The sequence below is a fragment of the Sanguibacteroides justesenii genome, from assembly GCF_003204205.1.
Taxonomy (GTDB): domain Bacteria; phylum Bacteroidota; class Bacteroidia; order Bacteroidales; family Marinifilaceae; genus Gabonibacter; species Gabonibacter massiliensis.
Genome location: NZ_QJPL01000005.1, coordinates 74,940 through 95,897 on the forward strand (window position 1 = coordinate 74,940; position 20,958 = coordinate 95,897).

At 42.7% G+C, this 20,958-nt stretch carries 18 protein-coding genes and 1 pseudogene; 16 read left to right on the plus strand and 3 right to left on the minus strand.

The window, feature by feature from the left end:
- Window positions 1-3: 3 nt before the first annotated feature.
- Both DMB45_RS15115 and ligA read right to left on the minus strand, forming a co-directional pair.
- A complete protein-coding gene (locus tag DMB45_RS15115) occupies window positions 4-816 on the minus strand; it encodes a helix-hairpin-helix domain-containing protein (RefSeq protein ID WP_438829967.1) in 813 nt (270 codons plus the stop codon).
- A pseudogene (gene ligA / locus DMB45_RS09070) lies at window positions 790-2,526 on the minus strand (NAD-dependent DNA ligase LigA); the annotation flags it as partial. The pseudogene ligA and the gene DMB45_RS15115, both read right to left, overlap by 27 nt.
- Before the next feature lie 206 nt (window positions 2,527-2,732).
- Here ligA and DMB45_RS09075 point away from each other — a divergent pair.
- From DMB45_RS09075 to nuoE, 12 genes are all read left to right on the plus strand, one after another.
- Window positions 2,733-5,732 carry a hypothetical protein gene (locus tag DMB45_RS09075; RefSeq protein WP_041504812.1) on the plus strand — a complete coding sequence of 1,000 codons (3,000 nt, stop codon included), beginning with the start codon at window positions 2,733-2,735 and terminating at the stop codon, window positions 5,730-5,732.
- An 80-nt stretch (window positions 5,733-5,812) separates the two neighbouring features.
- On the plus strand, window positions 5,813-6,157 hold the full coding sequence (locus tag DMB45_RS09080) for a DRTGG domain-containing protein (protein ID WP_041502290.1): 345 nt from the start codon (window positions 5,813-5,815) through the stop codon (window positions 6,155-6,157).
- A gap of 9 nt (window positions 6,158-6,166) precedes the next feature.
- Window positions 6,167-6,583 carry an ATP-binding protein gene (locus tag DMB45_RS09085; protein ID WP_041502291.1) on the plus strand — a complete coding sequence of 139 codons (417 nt, stop codon included), beginning with the start codon at window positions 6,167-6,169 and terminating at the stop codon, window positions 6,581-6,583.
- Window positions 6,584-6,604: 21 nt separating this feature from the next.
- Complete coding sequence (locus DMB45_RS09090; protein WP_041504811.1) at window positions 6,605-7,948, plus strand: [Fe-Fe] hydrogenase large subunit C-terminal domain-containing protein; 1,344 nt, start codon at window positions 6,605-6,607, stop codon at window positions 7,946-7,948.
- A gap of 18 nt (window positions 7,949-7,966) precedes the next feature.
- On the plus strand, window positions 7,967-8,302 hold the full coding sequence (locus DMB45_RS09095) for a DRTGG domain-containing protein (RefSeq protein WP_041502293.1): 336 nt from the start codon (window positions 7,967-7,969) through the stop codon (window positions 8,300-8,302).
- A gap of 5 nt (window positions 8,303-8,307) precedes the next feature.
- On the plus strand, window positions 8,308-9,021 hold the full coding sequence (locus DMB45_RS09100) for a PHP domain-containing protein (protein ID WP_041502294.1): 714 nt from the start codon (window positions 8,308-8,310) through the stop codon (window positions 9,019-9,021).
- Between the two features lie 280 nt (window positions 9,022-9,301).
- Window positions 9,302-9,694, plus strand: coding sequence for a response regulator (locus tag DMB45_RS09105; RefSeq protein WP_052634377.1), 393 nt, complete (start codon window positions 9,302-9,304; stop codon window positions 9,692-9,694).
- A gap of 239 nt (window positions 9,695-9,933) precedes the next feature.
- Window positions 9,934-10,491 (plus strand): ATP-binding protein, encoded by a 558-nt coding sequence (locus tag DMB45_RS09110; RefSeq protein WP_041502295.1) that lies wholly within the window; start codon window positions 9,934-9,936, stop codon window positions 10,489-10,491.
- A gap of 9 nt (window positions 10,492-10,500) precedes the next feature.
- Window positions 10,501-10,890 (plus strand): (2Fe-2S) ferredoxin domain-containing protein, encoded by a 390-nt coding sequence (locus tag DMB45_RS09115; RefSeq protein WP_041502296.1) that lies wholly within the window; start codon window positions 10,501-10,503, stop codon window positions 10,888-10,890.
- Between the two features lie 74 nt (window positions 10,891-10,964).
- On the plus strand, window positions 10,965-12,755 hold the full coding sequence (locus DMB45_RS09120; protein WP_041504810.1) for an NADH-quinone oxidoreductase subunit NuoF: 1,791 nt from the start codon (window positions 10,965-10,967) through the stop codon (window positions 12,753-12,755).
- Window positions 12,756-12,817: 62 nt separating this feature from the next.
- Entirely contained in the window at window positions 12,818-14,590 is a 1,773-nt protein-coding gene (locus DMB45_RS09125; protein WP_110688687.1) for an NADH-dependent [FeFe] hydrogenase, group A6, read from the plus strand.
- 11 nt (window positions 14,591-14,601) lie between these two features.
- Complete coding sequence (gene nuoE / locus DMB45_RS09130; protein WP_041502299.1) at window positions 14,602-15,078, plus strand: NADH-quinone oxidoreductase subunit NuoE; 477 nt, start codon at window positions 14,602-14,604, stop codon at window positions 15,076-15,078.
- Window positions 15,079-15,112: 34 nt separating this feature from the next.
- Here the strand turns inward: nuoE and DMB45_RS09135 are convergent, their stop codons facing one another.
- Complete coding sequence (locus DMB45_RS09135) at window positions 15,113-16,240, minus strand: hybrid sensor histidine kinase/response regulator (RefSeq protein ID WP_041502300.1); 1,128 nt, start codon at window positions 16,238-16,240, stop codon at window positions 15,113-15,115.
- Between the two features lie 256 nt (window positions 16,241-16,496).
- Here DMB45_RS09135 and DMB45_RS09140 point away from each other — a divergent pair, with 256 nt between their 5' ends.
- Genes DMB45_RS09140 through DMB45_RS09155 form a run of 4 tightly spaced genes read left to right on the plus strand, consistent with a single transcriptional unit; the run spans window position 16,497 to window position 20,957 of the window.
- Window positions 16,497-16,862 carry a response regulator gene (locus tag DMB45_RS09140; RefSeq protein WP_041502301.1) on the plus strand — a complete coding sequence of 122 codons (366 nt, stop codon included), beginning with the start codon at window positions 16,497-16,499 and terminating at the stop codon, window positions 16,860-16,862.
- A gap of 4 nt (window positions 16,863-16,866) precedes the next feature.
- On the plus strand, window positions 16,867-18,018 hold the full coding sequence (locus tag DMB45_RS09145) for a sugar transferase (RefSeq protein ID WP_052634379.1): 1,152 nt from the start codon (window positions 16,867-16,869) through the stop codon (window positions 18,016-18,018).
- Window positions 18,019-18,034: 16 nt separating this feature from the next.
- Window positions 18,035-18,769, plus strand: coding sequence for a TolC family protein (locus DMB45_RS09150; RefSeq protein ID WP_041502302.1), 735 nt, complete (start codon window positions 18,035-18,037; stop codon window positions 18,767-18,769).
- A gap of 7 nt (window positions 18,770-18,776) precedes the next feature.
- Entirely contained in the window at window positions 18,777-20,957 is a 2,181-nt protein-coding gene (locus tag DMB45_RS09155; protein ID WP_041502303.1) for a GumC family protein, read from the plus strand.
- Window position 20,958 lies beyond the last annotated feature (1 nt).

Sequence of the window (20,958 nt, forward strand, 5' to 3'; positions counted from 1 at the left end):
TCATTATTCACTTTTTATTATCTTATTAAACTCTTCTTCAGACAAAATGGTTACATTTAATTTCTCCGCTTTTTTCAATTTGCTTCCGGCATTCTCTCCGGCCAAGAGATAAGTGGTCTTCGAAGATACTGAATCACTTACTTTTCCACCCGCCTTTAAGATCAAAGCCTTGAAATGTTCCCTTGGTAAAGAAAGAGTACCCGTGATCACAAAAGTCATTCCGGCAAAGACATCGCTCTCGCCCTCTTCTTCACGCATCTCTCCCCGTATGCCCCGTTGAAGGAAACGGGCCATCATCTCCCTATTTCCCGGTTTTTCGAAATAACGTTGCACGCTCCGGGCCATCTGTTCCCCGATATCCTCGACCTCTATCAACTGCTCGTAAGAGGCATCCATGATCGCCTGCAATGATTTAAAATGACGAGCCAAATTCCGGGAAGCACTTTCACCTATATAACGAATCCCCAATGCATTAATAAAATCAGGCAAATCCGCCTCTTTCGATTTCTCAATCCCGGCAATCAAATTATCCACCGATTTCTCCTGCAAGCGATAAACTCTTAAAGTATTCAATTTACGAATGAATTTTTCTTTCCCCCGCAGGAACAAATATATCCGTAAAGCCTCCTCCTCACTTATTCCCTCTACCGTCGCAATCTCCTTCTCCGAAGCTACCGCCAAACGATAGAGATAATCAAATTCGACAGCCAGCCAGTCTGCCTTGTGACGATCGACACCCGGAATACCCAAGGCATAAATCACCTGATTCAAAGGAATCATGTCCACCTCTCCCGCCTCTTTCAATCGCTCTAACATTTCGTTAAAAGGCAAACGAAAATAATCCACGATCTTATTTACGTTCTTTCTCCGATCGCCGGTAAACTGCAATTTCTCAATCGCCAGTAATTCTTCTCCGGATGCTTCGCTATATGCCTTTAAGCTACCGAAATGCTCCGCCAAAGCCTCCGCGTTTTTTACCGATATGTTTTTTATTCCTATTTCAAATGCATAAATAACCTTGGATAAAGGAATACTATTCATCACATAGCTTTCAGGATAAATGATTTTTTCCATTCCGATCAACTCTTGCCGGTGAGCCGGCAACTCATAGATGTCCGAAACGTCCCTAATCCATCCCTTACTCAATAGCAGATCGATGGTCTCTCCCCCCATTCCCTCGATATCCATCGCTTTACGACTCACAAAATGCTCAATTTTTCCAGCTATTTGAGGAGGACAATGATCTTCGTTCGGACAGTAGTGATTGGCTTCCCCCTCGTGTCTTATTAACTCCGTACCGCATTCCGGACAACGAGTAATAAATTGAATAACAGGAGCATCCACCTCTCGTTTGGCCTTATCCACCCCCACTATTTTAGGTATGATCTCTCCTCCTTTTTCCACGTAAACCCAATCATGAAGGTGCAGATCCAGTTCCCGTATAATATCCTCGTTATGCAAAGAAGCCCTCTTTACCGTCGTTCCGGCAATATGTACCGGGGCCAAATTAGCTACCGGCGTAATGGAACCGGTACGCCCCACCTGGTATACTACATCTATTAACCGGGTTTCTACACGCTCCGCCTTGTATTTGAAAGCAATGGCCCAACGAGGAGACTTTGCCGTATATCCCAGTTGCAACTGCTGACGAATACTATTTACTTTTATCACGATTCCGTCTATAGGTACCGGTAAGGTTTTACGCCCCTCGTCCCATCTCCTGATAAAACCCAAAATCTCGTCCACATCCCGACAAATCTCTATATTCGCGGGAATTTTAAATCCCCATTCTTTGGCCTTCTGCAAATTACCATAATGCGTCGGAGCGGGCGTATCGTCCCCGGGTATATAGTACAGATAACAATCCAATTGACGTTTCGCCACGATGGAAGAATTTTGTAATTTCAAAGTTCCGGCAGCCGCATTTCGCGGGTTGGCAAATAAGGCCTCCCCCGCCTCCGCCCGCTCTTCGTTCAAACGGTTGAAAACAGTAAACGGCATCAATATCTCCCCCCGTATCTCAAACTCTTCCGGGTAATCATCTCCCTGCAAACGTAACGGAATCGTACGAATCGTACGCACATTCGCCGTTACATCATCTCCTTTCTCCCCGTCCCCGCGTGTAACGGCAACCTTCAAATTCCCGTCTTCATAGCGCAAGCTGATGGAAGTACCATCGTATTTCAACTCACACACGTACTCCACCTCTTCATTTCCAAGTCCTTTACGAACTCTCTCGTCAAAATCCCGTATCTCTTGTTCACTATAGGTATTGGCAAGAGACATCATACCGTATCTATGCGATACTTGCACAAACTCATTCGTGGAATCGTTTCCCACGCGTTGGGTCGGAGAATTCGGATCGTACCATTCCGGATGCTTATCCTCCAAAGCCTCCAATTCGTGCATATATTTATCGAATTCCATGTCTGAAATCCGAGGAGCATTTTTTACATAATAGAGATAATTATAATACTCCAACAGTTTCCTCAACTCTGCTATTCTTTCTTTTTCTATATTCTCCATAATTCCTCCGTTACCATCCATTCTACGAAACAACCAACCTTGATTCTCATTTTATCAATTTATCCTCCCCCAATGCCCCGAACCCTACAAACCTATTGTACGTAAGTTCGTTCACAAAGATAATTTATATAGATGTAGAAAATATTAAAATAAAAATATATTTTAGCGCATCTGTATCGTTTACAAACCGGTTGAAATTTACAAACATGAGATATCATCTTGATTTTAAGCCCCTATTTATTCGTATCGCAGTACTTCTGCTTTCCACTTTACCCCTGTCGACGGTCAAAGCCCAATTTGTCGATTTAGGGCAAGATCCCTGTTTCACCCGCTGGCGTCAAATTAAAACGGATGAGTTTCAAATTATATATCCCGATTTTTTCGAAGAACAAGCTCAATATATAGCCAATATATATGCCAAACTATACGCACACGGTAACTCGTTAGGTATAAAAGCCAAAAAAATATCCATGATCGTACGGGCCAACGGAGGTATATCAAACGGAAACGCGGGATGGGCTCCCAAAAAGAGCGAACTGTACACAACTCCCCCGCAAAGTTCCGACGACACCTGGTTGGAACATCTTTGCGTACATGAATTTCGTCACGTCATACAATACGATAAGGTAAATCAAGGTTTCAGCAAAGTACTCTATTATATTTTCGGGGAACAAATGACAATGGCCATCATCGGACTTTATATCCCGATGTGGTACCTCGAAGGAGACGCTACCGATTTCGAGACCTCCATCGGAACGAACGGAAGAGGACGCTCCCCGGAATTTTTAAATGAAATGAAAGCACAGATCGTAGAAAAGGGACTTTACTCTTATGATAAAGCCGTATTGGGTTCATTGCGGGATTTCGTTCCGGATCGTTACACTATGGGATACTTTATGGCCGGAAACAGTCGGGTACATTACGGAAACGCCATCTGGCAAGATGCTCTCGCGAGAGTCGGGAAACGTCCGTATGGAATTACCCCGTTTGCCAGAAGTTTGAAAATAACGCTAAAACAGAAGAGGGACTCTCTATGGGCTCTTCCCCGTTTCCGTTCTTTCTTCGTCGACCCGGACAGTGTAAAGCAGGCAAATACCCATTGCGATGCCAAACGTACCCTTTACCGGGATAATTTCAGCGAATTGCAACAGCTATGGAAGCGAGAAGCCGATAGCACACAGAATCACTTCGATACGCTTGCCACCCGGAATCCGGTTTATGCCAACTATCACTATCCTACCCCCGCGGGACAAGGGGAAATCATCGCCTACAAACAAGGGTTGAATCAAGCAGGAGCTTTCGTTCGATTGAAGTCAGGAGAAGAATCGATTCTCATACGTCCGGGAGTACTGTATGATTGCAAATTCGCCTACAATCAACATAAATTGGTATGGTCGGAATATAAACCCAATCTTCGCTGGCAACACGGAGGAAAAATGGTCTTAGCCAGTTTCGACATGCAAAAACGGAAATACACGAGACATCCGGCATCTTTCAACCGGTTCGCACCTTTTGCCGTCGGCAAAAACTGGGGATTCGTGGAAGTAAATAAGGAAAACCAGGCTTCGATTGTTATCACGGACCATACATTTAAAAAAGAGCTTTTCCGTCTGAAAGGCAAAGAACATGAACTTTTCGTTCATCCCTCCTTCGACGGCAAGAAGTATATCTTAACGGTTGTCGTTTCCCCTTCCGGAAAGAGGTTAGAACGGATTGACCTGAAAAACGGAAAGAGAGAATCCGTCACACCGGAAACGAATTACGAGTTAGACAACCCGATCGACCTGAAAGGAGAGACCCTCTACCGGGCAGCATTTAACGGTAATAACTCCTTCTACCGACAAAAAGATTCTTTGCACTTTGGAGGAAACATCTTAAACGGTCGTTTCGGAATCCGTTACCCCGCCCTTTCCCCACAAAAAGACACGCTTTACTTTTCGTTTTATACGGCAGACGGATACAAGCCCGGAAAAATAGCTTTACAACAGCTCGAGGAGACGGATATCCGCTCCAAATGTTTTCCATTAGCCGAAGAGTTAACCCGTCTGGAAAACTGGAAATTCAAATTCACTCAAGACTCCGTTTACAAAAGCAAAAAATACAACAAAGCTCTCCATTTGTTCAATTTTCATAGCTGGGGACCTATTTTCCCGGATAAAGACGACATGGATATCGATTTCGGCATTGCTGTAAGTTCCCAGAATAAATTAAGCACACTATTTCTTACGGCAGGCTACGTGCGAGGAAGGGACTATCCCCACGGCAACTGGCAAATCAAAGCTACTTATAAAGGGTTTTGGCCCGTTTTTCAGGTTGAATTCAAAAGCGGAAGACAAGACGATTATATGACGAACATAGATTACAACGCCACGAACCTGATCACCCACAAACAAGACACCGTTCTCATATACAATACCAACCGATACACACAACTAAATACGGTCATACAATTTCCATTTACGTTGAATATCAAAAACGTTCTCAGGACACTAACCCCTTACGTGAAATACGAATTAAAAACCCTGCATCAAAACAAAATAAAAGAATTCGGATCCGTATACGACTTCAAAAAAAATCTCTGGCAAATCGCCCATCCCAACGATTATCAATTTAAGAACCCAGATAGGACATTGCAAATCATGCAATACGGTATCATATTCTACAATCAGACCCGAATGAATGCACGCGATATAAATCCGCGATGGGGGCAACGGTTAGAAGCCGGTTTCGCTCACACTCCTTTTGAAAATTTAGATTACGGAAATACCTGGTGGGGAGAAGGCAGGTTCTATTTTCCGGGATTTGTTCCGCATCACTCATTTTACGCTTATTTAGGGCATCAGGAGAAATCAAACACAAATAATTACTTCAGCAACGAAATCCTCTCTCCAAGGGGCATGACACTCAGAGGCCATCGATTATCCACTCTTCATTCCGGTTACAAAATGCCCGTTTGTTATCCGGATGCGCATGTAGGCCCGGTCTTATACATGAAACGCCTGACCGCAGGAGTATTCTTCGACGCGGGAAAAGAAAAAAACAGGTTACGTTCTAAATTTTTCTATTCCTACGGAATCGAAGCGACTGTAGATTCCCATTTTTTCCGTCTGCCATTCCCGGTTAATTTAGGTTTCAGAACGGGTTACGAGACCAAAAAACAATCCATGTTTTTCGACTTTCTGTTTTCCGTGGCATTGACCATTTGAATAATTTCCCCCAAGCTCTGATTCGGGTGCTTGTTTTTCTAAAATATTCTCACTATTTTAGGAACGTATAAAAAAAGCCCATGACCCTAAAAGAGATTGCTATTTTATTGCAAGCCGAGGTGATATATGAAAATCATCACCTCGATAAAATGATTAAGCATGCTTTCGCTGCTGATCTCATGAGTGATGTTCTGCGTCTGGATACCAGTGAAATGATCCTTATTACGGGATTGGCGAATCTTCAGGTCATACGGACGGCAGAGATGTCAGATATCTGTTTTATCCTTTTTGTCCGGGGTAAGCAGGTTACTCCAGAAATGGTCGAATTAGCCAAGGAGAGTAACATCGCTTTGCTCCAATGCAAACAGAGTATGTTTAAAGTATGCGGCGAATTATATGTTGCCGGTTTAGAACCTATCTATTAATCCGAAAAAATGGAGTTTAATTATAATATCGAAGGAGGAAATTTTTCCAAAGCGGGGCAAGCTTCGAGTGAAGTAAAAAAGATTCTCAAACAACTAAACATAGATGCGATGCTGATCAAACGCATTGTTGTCGCACTGTACGAAGCAGAAGTGAATGTAGTGGCTCATGCCTACGAGGGAGTGATGAAAGTAGCCGTTAATCCTGAATACATCGAGGTAATCATCAGTGACAAAGGACCGGGTATCCCCGATATATCCTTAGCCATGCAAGAAGGCTATTCGACAGCTTCCCCGAAAGTGCGAGAGATGGGATTCGGAGCAGGAATGGGTTTGCCTAACATGAAAAAAAACTGCGATAAACTGGAGATTGAATCTAACGTAAACGAAGGAACAAAAGTAACAATGACCACGTATTTCTCAAACTAAAACAGAACTTCCGAATTGAATATGGAACCTTTCTACCATGCCTTAAAAGTTGCGTCACAAGCGTGCATCGGCTGTACTCACTGCATGAGTCTGTGCCCGACGCAAGCGATACGCATCAGGCATGGGAAAGCAAGTATACACGAAGCAGCTTGCGTAGATTGTGGCATGTGTCTGAAATCCTGTCCTCAACACGCGATTATCGTGGAACAGGATGATTTCAGTCAAATTTTCAACTTTAAACACCGGGTCATACTACTTCCCACCGTCTTATTCGGACAATTTTCAGAAGATATCACTGAAGAACAGATTTTCTCGGAATTACATGACATGGGTTTTACTTATGTCCTTGAAGTGGCACAAACGTCCGGGATTCTGACGGAGGCGACCCGGGATTACATGAAAAACAACAGCCACCAGAGACCGTTCATATCCAGTTTCTGTCCGGCAGTCGTCCGGTTGATTCAGGTCAGGTTTCCTTCGCTAATAGGACACATCGTCCGTTTAAAACAAGCCATGGATTTGGCGGCGATCTATGCCCGTCAGAAACTAATCGATCAAGGTATTCCTAACGAGGAGATCGGAATTTTTTACGTTACCCCCTGTGCCGCCAAAATAGCTGCCGTAAAATCTCCCGTGGGAGAAGAGGGATCCGCCGTAAACGGAGTTATCAATATCGACTTTATATACAATAAGATACAATTAGGCATTACTCAACACAAAAATCAACCGCTTGTTCCCGTTCCGGAACAAACGTATTTATCACCGGAAGCCATCGCCTGGACGCTCACGGAAGGTGAAGCCTCCCGTTTCGACGGACGTTGCCTCGCTATCGACGAGATACACAACGTCATCGATATTCTCGAGAAATTAGAGAACGACGAAATCACGGACATCGATTTTCTTGAATTACGGGCTTGCGACCACTCTTGCGCGGGAGGGGCTCTCGTCATAAACAATCGTTTCTTAACGATAGAACGTCTACGTAAACGAATGAGATCAAGCGAGATGCAAAACCGGACCACTCCTGACGATGTACAGCAATACGGATCTTTTTTATACAAACTCATGTCTCTCACGGGTAAAATCCCCCCCCGTTCCATAGAAAAGCTGGACGAAAATAGGCTTGTCGCCATGGAGAAAATGGAAAAGATCAACCGAATCATGGAGTTTATTCCTAAAATAGATTGTGGAGCTTGCGGAGCTCCCTCCTGCCAAACCCTCGCCCGCGATGTCGTTCAGGGAAAGGCCAAATTGAACCAATGCGTGTTTATGCAAAAGATTCTTTGTAAAGAAGATTTAATGACCCCGGAAGAATCCCTCGACATTTCAGAAAAAACCTGGGGAAAGAAAAGATTTGAATCATAATCAATCGTATATATAATCATGACCGTACAAGAACTTATATCAAAATTAAACCTTACTCTTTGCAGTGGAGCTTCCGGTACAAAACGCGAAATCAAAGGAGGATATACATCCGATCTGTTAAGCGACGTCATGGGCAACGCCCGGGAAGGAGACATATGGGTTACCCTTCAAACTCATAAAAACATTATGGCTATCGCCTCTTTAAAAGAGATTGCCGCCATTATTCTCGTAAAAGGACGTACCCCCGAGAAAGATACTGCCGCAGAAAGCGATGCCGAGGGAATCCCGATCCTGTCCACATCTTTGGAAACCTTTGAAATCACGGGAGAACTTTACAAAACCATTAAAGGCTGAAACCCATGTTATTCCGGGCCGATTTACATATACACACCGTACTATCCCCTTGCGGGGATCTGGATATGAGTCCCCGGAATATTATTGCCATGGCCAAGCAAAAAAAATTGGACATCATCGGTATTACCGATCACAATTCTACCAGACAGGCCATCATCATCCAGGAAAAGGCCCAAAAGGAGGGAATATTCGTTCTCGCGGGAGTTGAAATCTCAACCCGGGAAGAGGCACACTGTTTAGCTTTTTTCCCAAACCGGGAACGACTGGACGAATTTCAACTCTTTTTGGACCGGCATCTCCCCTCTATTCAAAACAACCCGGAAAAATTCGGCTATCAGGTGGTCGTCGATTGGGACGACCAAATTTTATACGAAGAAAAACGTTTGCTCATTTCCGCCCTTGATCTGCCGATCGAAAATATCGAACATGAAGTACATCGGTTAGAAGGTATCTTTATTCCCGCTCACATCGATAAAAGCTGTTTCAGTATCCTTTCTCAATTGGGATTCGTTCCTCCCGACCTACGGGTAGAAGCCTTAGAACTCAGTCCTTACACGACGAAAGAGGCTTTCTTAAAAGGTAACAATTACCTTCAAAATTATGCTTTCATTCGTTCTTCCGATGCCCATTACGTTAATGATATCGGTAAGGTATACACGGAACTATCCCTTTCATATCCTTCATTTGAATCTATTAATCAGGCTATTAGATCACTTTAAATCCTCCTTGAATGTTTTTTTAGAAAAATTATAAAACAAGGAATAGAATAAAAGGAAATAATATATTTTATATATAATTTCCACAGAATCAATCCGATCTATCTATCAATAAACGAACGTTTTATGATGGCGTAAATATACAGATTTTATTCGAAAAATATGCTATATTGGCCTATTTTAAAAAATTATGAATCAATAGTAAAGCGCCTTAGAGCCTGTTTTGTCCCTTTCTAAATACTCAAAATCATAAAACGTTCATTTTTTTAAATCGAGTAGAAGAATGAAAGGAAAGGAAAATGATTATATTAATCCATCCAAAACAATACTTATTGCCGAAGACAACGAGAGTAATTTTCTTCTTTTAGATACCATTCTAAAAAAAGAGTATTTTATTATTCGCGCCCGGGATGGGATAGAAGCAATCCAAAAATTCAAATCTCATTTTCCGGATCTTATTTTAATGGACATTAAAATGCCTCAAATGGACGGTTTGGAAGCCACCCGGGAAATACGAGAAACGAATTCAGATATTCCGATTATAGCCGTAAGCGCTTTCGCCTTTCCCCAAGACAAACAAGCAGCAGAGGCTGCAGGATGTTCTGACTATATCGTAAAACCGATCAACTGCGCTCTATTGAAGCGTCTCCTCCGGTATTACCTTTCTCCCGATTAAATTGTCCTTTTCCACACGTCCCATCCTTACTTCGATTCGCGTAGCACCCCAAAAACCAAGGGTTTCAAAACTTTATTAGAAACAATCTATATAACAAAGGTTGACGTTTTGTCAGTTGTTTATTACGATATTTCTACTATATTTGAGACGAATTATTTTCAATTGAAAGTTTATTTTGAAAATAACCGTAAATTTATAAGTGGAAGGTGCGATTTCCCTCACATTTAGAAGTGACGAAGATGCAAGATTTATCAGCTCATATTATGGACATTGCCCAAAATTCGGTGCGGGCAGAGGCCACAAAAATAGAAATTGATATTGAAGAGAATATCATAAAAGACCTCTTTAGCATCACCATAAGAGACAATGGATGTGGTATGGACGCAGAAACGCTGGATCGGGTAACGGATCCCTTTTTCACGAGCAGGACCGTTCGAAGAGTAGGATTAGGAATTCCCCTGTTAAAACAAAATGCCGAACAAACCGGAGGTTCGTTAACCATTAGTTCTCGCGAAGGAGAGGGAACAACCATTCAGGCCATTTTCTCACACTCCCATTTGGATCGCCCTCCCGTCGGCAATATAGCCAACACGGTCGTCCTGCTTGTAGCATCGAATCCGGATATCCGTTTTGTCTATCGTCATGTCACGGAAAAAGGAAAATATCTTTTCGACTCGAAAGAGGTAAAAGATTTCCTGGAAGGCGTTCCCGTTAACGACCCGGAGATCGTACTCGCTTTACAACAAATGATAGAAGAGAACTTAAAAGAGATAACTTATACAACAAATCAACCTTAATCATTAACTATGGAGAAGATAAAATCATTAGCAGATCTTAAACGTATCAAAGAAAACGTTCAGGCTAAAATCGATCTTCGCGAGAAAAGCGAACAGGCAGATAACCTGATCCAGATAAAGATAGCCATGGCTACCTGCGGTATTGCAGCCGGAAGTAAGGAAACCATGAATTATTTTATCGAAAATTTAGAAAAAAACGGGATTGCGGCTGTTGTGACACAAACCGGTTGTATGGGATACTGTTATGCAGAACCGACTATCGAAATCACGAAACCCGGTAAAGATCCGATCGTTTTTGGTCACGTAACCCCGGAAAAAGCAGAAGAAATCATTCAAAAATATTTAAAGAACGACGAACTCGTGGAGGGGATCATTCCCGTCAATTACAACACGATTTAATCGTTGCAACCCGCTTATCACCTGTGGAGTTGTGTTGAAAACAAAAAAATTAACCCTAACAAAACCTTATACCTATGAGTTATAAAATGCATGTTCTCGTATGCGGTGGGACCGGATGTAGAGCATCCGCCAGTCAACACATTATCGGGAAACTGGAAGAGTGCCTGAAAGATAAAAACCTTGAAGACGAAGTTCAGGTCATTGCAACAGGCTGTTTCGGTTTCTGCGAAAAAGGCCCTATCGTAAAAATCATGCCGGACAATACTTTTTACGTTCAGGTAAAGCCGGAAGATGCCGAGGAAATTGTGAACGAACATATTATTAAAGGACGTAAAGTAGAACGTTTACTCTATAAAGATCCGGAGAAAAAAAGCGCCGTAAGTGACTCCAAACACATGGGATTCTACAAAAAACAACTCCGTATCGCCTTACGTAACTGCGGTTTTATCAATCCTGAAAACATCGAAGAATATATCGCTCGCGACGGGTATGCAGCCTTAGCAAAATGCCTCACGGAGATGACTCCGCAAGAGGTAATCAACGAGATGAAACTCTCCGGCTTACGGGGAAGAGGCGGCGGTGGTTTCCCTACCGGTATGAAATGGGAATTTGCCAGTAAATACCAGGCAGATCAAAAATACGTGGTATGTAATGCGGACGAAGGAGATCCGGGTGCATTCATGGATCGATCCATTATGGAGGGTGACCCTCACTCTATCGTGGAGGCCATGGCCATTTGCGGTTACAGTATCGGAGCCACAAAAGGTTTGGTTTATATCCGCGCCGAATATCCTTTGGCTATCAACAGGTTAAAAACAGCCATCCGACAAGCGGAAGAGTATGGACTTTTAGGGGAGCACATTTTAGGAACCGATTTCCATTTTTCCATCGAATTACGATACGGAGCGGGAGCTTTCGTTTGCGGAGAAGAGACGGCCTTGATTCACTCCATGGAAGGACAACGAGGAGAACCTACGATGAAACCGCCTTTCCCGGCAGAGGCGGGTTATCTGAAACGTCCCACGAACGTAAATAACGTGGAAACATTGGCCAACGTCCCGGTCATAATCACGAAAGGCGCCAATTGGTTCAATCAGATCGGGACTGAACGTTCCAAAGGGACAAAAGTATTTGCCCTGGCCGGCAAGATCAATAACGTAGGTTTGATTGAAGTGCCCATGGGAACAACTTTACGGGAAGTCATCTACGAAATCGGGGGTGGTATCAAAAACGGAAAGAAATTCAAAGCCGTTCAGACCGGTGGTCCTTCCGGCGGTTGCCTGACAGAAAAACATTTGGACGTACCGATTGATTTCGATAACCTGCTGGCCTCCGGCTCCATGATGGGTTCTGGAGGAATGATCGTTATGGATGAAGACGATTGTATGGTCGCCGTTGCTAAATTCTATTTAGATTTCACCGTAGAGGAGTCTTGCGGAAAATGTACTCCGTGTCGGGTAGGAAACAAACGACTTTACGAGCTACTGGATAAGATCACCAAAGGACAAGGGACCATGGAAGATCTCGATACATTGAAAAATCTTAGCCGGGTAATTAAGGATACGGCTCTTTGCGGTTTGGGACAGACCTCTCCGAATCCGGTTCTTTCGACCATCGACAATTTCTACGATGAATACATCGCACATATTAAGGACAAAAAATGTCCGGCCGGTAAATGTAAAGACTTGCTGACTTACCACATCGATCCCGAATTATGTATCGGATGCGGACTATGCGCGCGGAATTGCCCGGTAGATGCGATTGTCGGCGAAAGAAAAGAGGTACACTTTATCAACACCGCCAAATGTATCAAATGCGGTGCATGTATGGAGAAATGCAAATTCAAAGCCGTAAGCACGAGATAAGACTTTTCACCTAAAATCAGGAGAAAAGCGGAAAGCTAAAATTTCACGATTAAGATTTTAACATGGAAAATAATATAACATTAAAAATAGATAACCGGGAGGTAAGCGTCCCCAAAGGCACTACTATTCTGGAAGCCGCACGAGGAATGGGAATCGATATTCCAACCCTCTGCTACATGAACCTGAAAGACCTGTGTATTCAAAACATTCCGGCTTCTTGCCGTATATGCGTTGTAGAAGTGGAAGGCAGAAAAAACCTGGCTCCCTCTTGCGCCACCAAATGCGAAAACGGCATGAACGTACGCACGAATACGATCCGCGTTCTGAACGCCCGTCGCGTTGTCCTCGAGTTGATGCTATCCGATCACCCCTCCGACTGTTTGGTGTGTCCGAAATCGGGAAAATGTGAATTACAGACGATAGCCATCAAATTAGGTATTCGCAAAATCCCTTTTGCAGGAGCTCAAACGACCTATAAAGTAGACGAATCTCCTTCTATCCGCCGGGATATGAGTAAATGTATCTATTGCCGTCGGTGCGAAACCATGTGTAACGAAGTACAAACAGTCGGCGCACTCGGAGCGGCAAACCGGGGCTTCGGTTCCGTTGTCATGCCTGCCTTCGACCAGGATCTGAAAGATTCCGAATGTACTTTTTGTGGACAATGCGTAGCTGTATGTCCCGTGGGGGCTCTGACAGAAATAGATCACACGAATCGTTTGATCCGGGATCTGTCTAATCCCGAAAAAACCGTGATCGTACAAACAGCTCCAGCCGTGCGTGCCGCATTAGGAGAAGAATTCGGATTGCCGGCCGGTACATCCGTCACCGGAAAAATGGTCGCAGCCTTACGCCAATTAGGCTTTGCCAAGGTGTTCGATACCGATTTTGCCGCCGACTTGACCATCATGGAGGAAGGAACCGAACTATTAGGTCGCCTTGGAGCCTTTTTGAATGGCGATAAGAACGTCAAACTACCGATCATCACCTCTTGTTGCCCGGGATGGGTCAATTTCTTCGAAAACCAGTTCCCCGATCTCTTGGACATGCCTTCCAGCGCCCGATCTCCGCAACAAATGTTCGGAGCCGTGGCCAAAAGCTACTGGGCCGAAAAGATGGGCATAAAGAGAGAAGATCTGATCGTCGTATCCGTCATGCCCTGTTTAGCCAAAAAATTCGAATGTGAAAGAGACGAGTTCAAAACGGACGGAGACCCGGATGTAAACTACTCTATCTCTACCAGAGAATTAGCCGCCCTCATCAAACAAACCAATATCGACTTCATGCAACTCGAAGAGGAAGAGTTCGACGCACCTCTCGGAGAATCAACCGGAGCTGCCGTTATTTTCGGGGCATCGGGAGGCGTTATGGAAGCCGCTTTACGTACCGCTTATGAAATACACACGGGTAAAACCCTTGACAATGTTAATTTCGACGACGTTAGAGGTATCAGCAACTTGAAAGAAGCTACCATTGACGTTGACGGATTCAAACTGAAGGTGGCCGTTGCCCACGGTCTCGGAAATGCCCGCAAACTGATGAACGAAATACGGGCGGGAAAATCCCCGTACCACGCCATCGAAATCATGGCTTGCCCCGGCGGTTGTATCGGTGGAGGAGGCCAGCCGCTTCACCACGGAGACTCTTCTCTATTGAAGGCCCGTACAAAGGCACTTTATCAGGAAGACGAAACAAAACATTTACGTAAATCTCACGAGAATCCTTATATTGTTTCTCTTTATGAAGAATACTTAGGGAAACCGATGAGCGAAAAGGCACATCACCTTTTACATACATGTTACTTCAACAGAAGTAAAGAAATTACTGAACAATAAAAGAACGGAATATGACAAAGATAACTTTAGCCAAATGTAAGGTGGACGAATTCGTTCAACTATGCGAAAGACATGGTAATCAACCCGGAGAATTGATCAACATCCTGCACGAAGCACAAGAGCTTCACGGGTACTTGCCGCGGGAAGTACAGGAGATCATCGCCCGGCAACTGAATATTCCGGTATCCAAAGTATACGGAGTGGTAACGTTCTATTCCTTTTTCACGATGACTCCCAAAGGAGAACATCCGATTTCTGTATGCATGGGAACAGCCTGTTACGTGAGAGGAGCCGAAAAGGTATTGGACGAATTCAAACGGATTCTAAAAATTGAAGTTGGCGAGACCACACCGGATGGAAAATTTTCCCTTTCCAGCTTACGCTGTGTAGGAGCCTGCGGACTTGCTCCCGTCGTTCTGATCGGAGAAAAAGTTTACGGAAGAGTTACTCCGGCAGAAGTCGAAAAGATTTTGAAAGAGTTCAACTAAAATAAAAAAGAGTGCTTCATCGAAGCACTCTTTTTTATTCGTTCTTTAAAGGCAAGGAGAAACTGAAACTCGATCCCTGACCGTACTCGGATTCAAACCAAAGACGTCCTTTGTTCTTTGTCACGAAATCTTTACACAACAGAAGTCCCAACCCCGACCCTTCTTCGCTATTCGTTCCGAAAGTGGTGAAATGAGTCGCCGCATTTAATAATTTAGGCTGATCCTCTTCTTTTATACCGCATCCGTTATCCGACACGGTTACGATAACCTCCTCCCCTTCCACGTTCAGACTTACCCTGATCTCGGTATCTTTATTACTAAACTTTATAGCATTGGATATTAAATTGCGCACGACAGATTTAATCATCTCTATATCCACACAAACATTTATTGCCTCCCGATCGTTAAGAAGTTTTAACCGAATACCTTTACTTTCGGCTATAGGGCTGAATACTTCCACCACCCCCTGTGCCAACCCGACGATGTCCACCTCCTGAGGTAATAACGACAATTTTCCCAATTGACTTTTGGTCCACTTCAACAGGTTATCCAATAAGGAGAAAACCTCTTCTGCCGTCTTATTCGTCATCTCTAACATTTCAAACACATCAGAAGGCAAAGAATTAGGCTCAATGGTCATCATGATCATATTACACAACATTTTCATTGAAGCCATAGGAGAACGCAAATCATGAGCGATCACGGAATAAAGTTTATCGCGTCCTTCTATCGTTTTACGTAATTCCTCCGTTTGTCTCAAAATAATTCGCCGGGACTCTACCAACAACAATTGATGTTGTACGCGTATCAGCAACTCCTCCCTTCGGAAAGGTTTGGAGATAAAATCACTTGCTCCCAATTGAAATCCCTTGACCACGCTGGCAGAATCGTTCAATGCCGTGAGAAAAATAATCGGGATCTCCGCGTATTCCGGCTCGACCTTCAAACGCCCCGCAACCTCAAAACCGTCCATGTCAGGCATCATCACATCCAACAACAACAAATCAGGCCGCTCTTTTTTTACTACTTCCAAGGCTTCCGCACCATTCATCGCAAAGACGATATTAAATCCTTCCCGCCCTAACAGAGCTTTAAGCAGTAACACATTTGACTGCACGTCATCCACAATGAGTATTTTATATTCCGAAGGGTTCAGGTTCATATCGTATCACATTTAATTTTAGCCCGATTAAGCTTTTACAAAAGTACAAACTAATCACATATATTCAAATCTGCATTCCACTATTCTTTCCGACAAATTTAACTTTCTTAACCTACTAATGGACCATTATTTATAAAAAGAATAATCATTTCCTCATTTTTCACATAAAAAAGGAGAAAGGAACAATATATTTATACGAAAAAATAGCTATCTTGTATTAATATCGTATATTTGTAAGTTACTAAAATGCATGCCTATGGACAAAACTATTCTGATCGTTGATGACAAACCGGAAATTGCGAAGGTGATCATGTATCAGTTATCAAAAGATTATAATGTACACTCTGTTAATAACCCTATACAAGCTTTTAACTGGATGCACGAAGGAAATATTCCCGATTTGATTATTTCTGACGTATATATGCCCGAAATGGACGGTCATACTTTTTTGAAAAAACTGAAAAGCAGCGAGATGTTCAGTTTCATTCCCGTCATTATTTTATCAAGTATGGAGAGTACGAATGACCGTATCGGATTGTTAGAGGACGGAGCTTCCGATTTTGTTTTGAAACCATTTAACCCGCAAGAGCTAAAAATTAGAGTAAGGAATTTATTAAGATAGGGCTATGTTTGCTTACTATATTGGTATTAACCCCCAATGGAGCGAGTACATTCAATCGAAATTGAATGTAACATTGACTGTTTTAGAAAATCCGATCCGGCTCTTTCTATACCTGTCAAAACAAAAAGATGCGAACGAAGAACCGTCTTATATCTTCATAGAATCGAAAAAAGAACGGGACTTCTTGTGGTTAAACCACATTCAAAACGGTAATTTAAAAAATACTTATCTGATCGTCGTAACCGACAAAATAGATAAAAAGGATATTCCATCCTATCTTAAAGCCGGTGCACATGAGATCATAAGCATACATGCCAGTAAGGAGAACCTGCAGGATATACTGATGCTATTACCTCAATTGAAACAATACTCTACCGATAAAAAAAGAGATAGCAAACGTTTTCAACTTCCGTTATGGAAACGGATATTCGACATTGTATTTTCCCTTTTGGCCTTACTTTTTTTATCCCCGCTCCTACTTCTTACGATGCTGGCTATTCGTTTGGAGAGCAAAGGATCCATCGTGTATAAGTCCAAACGGGTCGGAAGTAATTACGATATTTTCAATTTTTTGAAATTCCGTTCCATGTATATAGATGCAGACAAACGGTTGAAGGAATTTGAAGCCCTGAATCAATACAGGGAAGAAAGTTCTTTACAGAAATCCGATATAAAAAGTGAAATAAACGAGTCTCAGGATATTTCCGAAAACGAACCTATTTTCGTGGCCGATGATTTTATTACGACGGAACGCGATCTTTTACAAAATCGGCATAAAAAACAAAAAAATGCATTTGTAAAATACGAAAACGACCCGCGCATTACCAAAGTGGGACATATCATTCGAAAATACAGTATCGACGAACTTCCTCAACTGATAAACATTCTGAAAGGTGACATGTCTATTGTAGGAAATCGTCCGCTTCCCCTTTACGAAGCAGAACTCCTCACTTCCGATGATTACATCGAGCGATTTATGGCCCCTGCCGGCTTGACGGGGTTATGGCAAGTCGAAAAAAGAGGTGATCAGGGCGCTCTCTCCGCAGAAGAACGAAAACAATTAGACATCAAATATGCCCGCAACTTCTCGTTTCGGATGGATATCCGGATCATATTCAAAACATTCACGGCATTCGTACAGAAAGAAAACGTATAACCTTTTAGTAAACCATATGAAAAAATATATTCTTAGTATCATTCTGATTATAAGTTTAGGAATATCTTATGCAGAAGCACAAAACACCACGGTTCTGACATTTATGCCGAACGACTATTTAAACTTCCATCTTCCTCCTCTGGACACGTTATTCAGAAATGTCGAAAAGAATCCCAGAATAACCCAAACAGAGACATTGGTCGAGACCGAAAAAAACAAATTAAAAACGGAAAAAAGAAAATGGCTTTCCTTTTTCAATATAAGAACCGGATACACCTACGGTGTGCTCGGGAACTACACCTCTTTTTCTGATGAAAATACACCTCTGATGACAACTTATAGCGGCAATGCCCAGAGCAGTTGGTCAGTAGGAGCCTCTTTGGCTATTCCTCTGAATATAATATTCAACATGCGTACGGACGTAAAGACTCAAAAAGCAAGGGTTTATTCATCAGAACTGAATAGGGATATTGCCCTCGATGAGTTAAAAGGTCAGATCATCGAGCTCTACTCCAGCATCCTTTCGGGATTAAACATCATAAAATCAAAAATAGAAGTTCTTAATTTTGCCAAAGCTCAGTATGAAATCGACGAAAAAGACTTCAGGCTCGGGAAAACCACGTCAAGCGTTTTGGCTAAAAGTAAGGCGACACAAAACGAAGCTTATGAAGCCTATGAATCCTTTCGGGCCCAATTAAACACGCAAATCCTCAAGCTGGAAATTATTTCTCACACGAAACTCATCAAATAATTACTTTATGGACTACATACTATACATCGTAAAATTCATATACAAACTTAGGTTCTGGCTGACCATCGTCCCCTTATTGGTGGCCTTCATCGTTTTTCTGCAAACGGCCAATATGGCTCGTAACTATACGGTGAACAGCACCATATACACGGGAGTTATTTCCGGATTTAATATCTTATCGGAAAACCAGAATCAAACCAGTGCGGCGATTTCGAACAGTATCATGGACAATCTGTTCAACATTATTCATTCCGATCATACATTGAAAGAAGTATCGCTAAGATTGTACGCCCGCAGCATGATCAACGGTAATCCGCAGCAAGACAACATGTTTATCAAAGCAATCAATTACCGCAAGATACACAACCATGCCCCCCAATACATACGGGACCTGATTGTTAAAGATAATCCGAACGATTCGATCAACGAGGCGAGAACTCTCGAGAATCTGCATCGATTCGAGAAAGCCGATCCAAAAAACTACGTGTACGGTATCTACAACTGGAACCTGGAATATTATAACCGGTCTTCCCTGAAAAATATCGCGGCCAGAAGAGACGGGAAAAGCGACATGTTGGAACTCTCCTACTCCGCAACCGACCCCGGCTTGACCTATCAAACTCTAAAAATCTTATGCGATGAATTTATCAAACAATACCAGGATTTACGTTTCGGGGAGACGAATGATGTTATAAAATATTTCGAGGGAGAGTTGGCCAGATACAGCAGACTTTTAAAACAGGCGGAAGACTCGCTGACGGATTACAGCATCGCAAAACGGGTTATCAATTACGACGAGGAGACCAAACAGGTATCCATATTGAATTCCGATTACGATATCAAATACTGGGAATTTCAATTAGCCCACGAGAGTACGCAAAAACTGATTCAGGAGTTGGAGAGAAGATTGAAAGATCAAGCCGAAGTTTTTCGAAACAATTCCCAATTCATCAGTACCCTGAATAAGATTTCGACCCTATATACACAAATCAGTCAAAAAGAGTTATTCAGCAATGATTCTCTCGCATCGCAAAAAACAGCTCCCATAAAAAAGGACCTTCAAAAAACCGAGGATGAATTTTACGATTTATTGAAGCATTACGGAGAACATAAATACACTAAAGAAGGTATTGCCAATGAAGAAATCCTCCAGCAATGGTTGGGACAAGTCATCCTGTTGGAAAAAACCAAAGCGGAATTGGAGGTTATGAAAGAACGGAAAAAAGACCTTGATAACAAATACGTCTACTTTTCGCCTATCGGCTCCACACTGAAAAGAAAAGAGCGCAACATCAACATTATCGAGGCCCAATACATGGCCATCCTGAATGCATTGAACGCGGCCAGATTAAGGCAAAAAAGCCTGCAAATGACCTCAGCGACCTTAAAGATCATCAATCCTCCCGAATTTCCTCTTTATCCGGAGGAGTCCAAGAGAAAAAAGATCGTAGCCATCGCTTTTGCCATCACTTTTATTTTTATTCTGGGCTTCTTTATATTGGTTGAATTTTTAGACAGAACGTTGCATAACAGCTTCAGGACCAAACGAATCACGGGAGGGAATGTATTGGGAGCTTATACTCGATACTTTAGTCTCCAACACCGGAAATACAATACCATATACCAAACGTTAGAAACAAAAGCGTTAAGTAATTCCATCCTTACTTATTTAAAACCGGATAGCAATAACATTATTAATATCCTGAGTACGGCACACGCGGACGGGAAGAGTTTCGTATCCAATCAATTATTCGAATATTGGAACTCGTTAGGAATGGACGTCAAGCAACTTTCCTGGCATAGCGATTTCGATCTGGATAATGAAGAATTATTAAACTCTTTACTCAGGTCAGGCATCCATAACAAACCGGAGAAAATGACCATTATTCTTGTAGAGTATCCGCCGTTGGAAGAATCTTCCATCACGCAAAAACTCTTGCAGGACGTCAGTCTCAATCTATTGGTCGTTAACTCCAGACGTACATGGAAGAACACGGATCAAGCTTTATACGTCCGGCTAAAAGAGCTATCCGGCAACATTCCTCTGTTCTTTGTCTTGAATCACACGAAACGCGACACGGCAGAAGAGTTCACCGGCTTATTACCGCCCTACACTTTCTGGAGAAAGTTATTGTACAGATTGTCACAACTCGGTTTAACGGCTATCGATGAACGTAAAAAACAGTAAT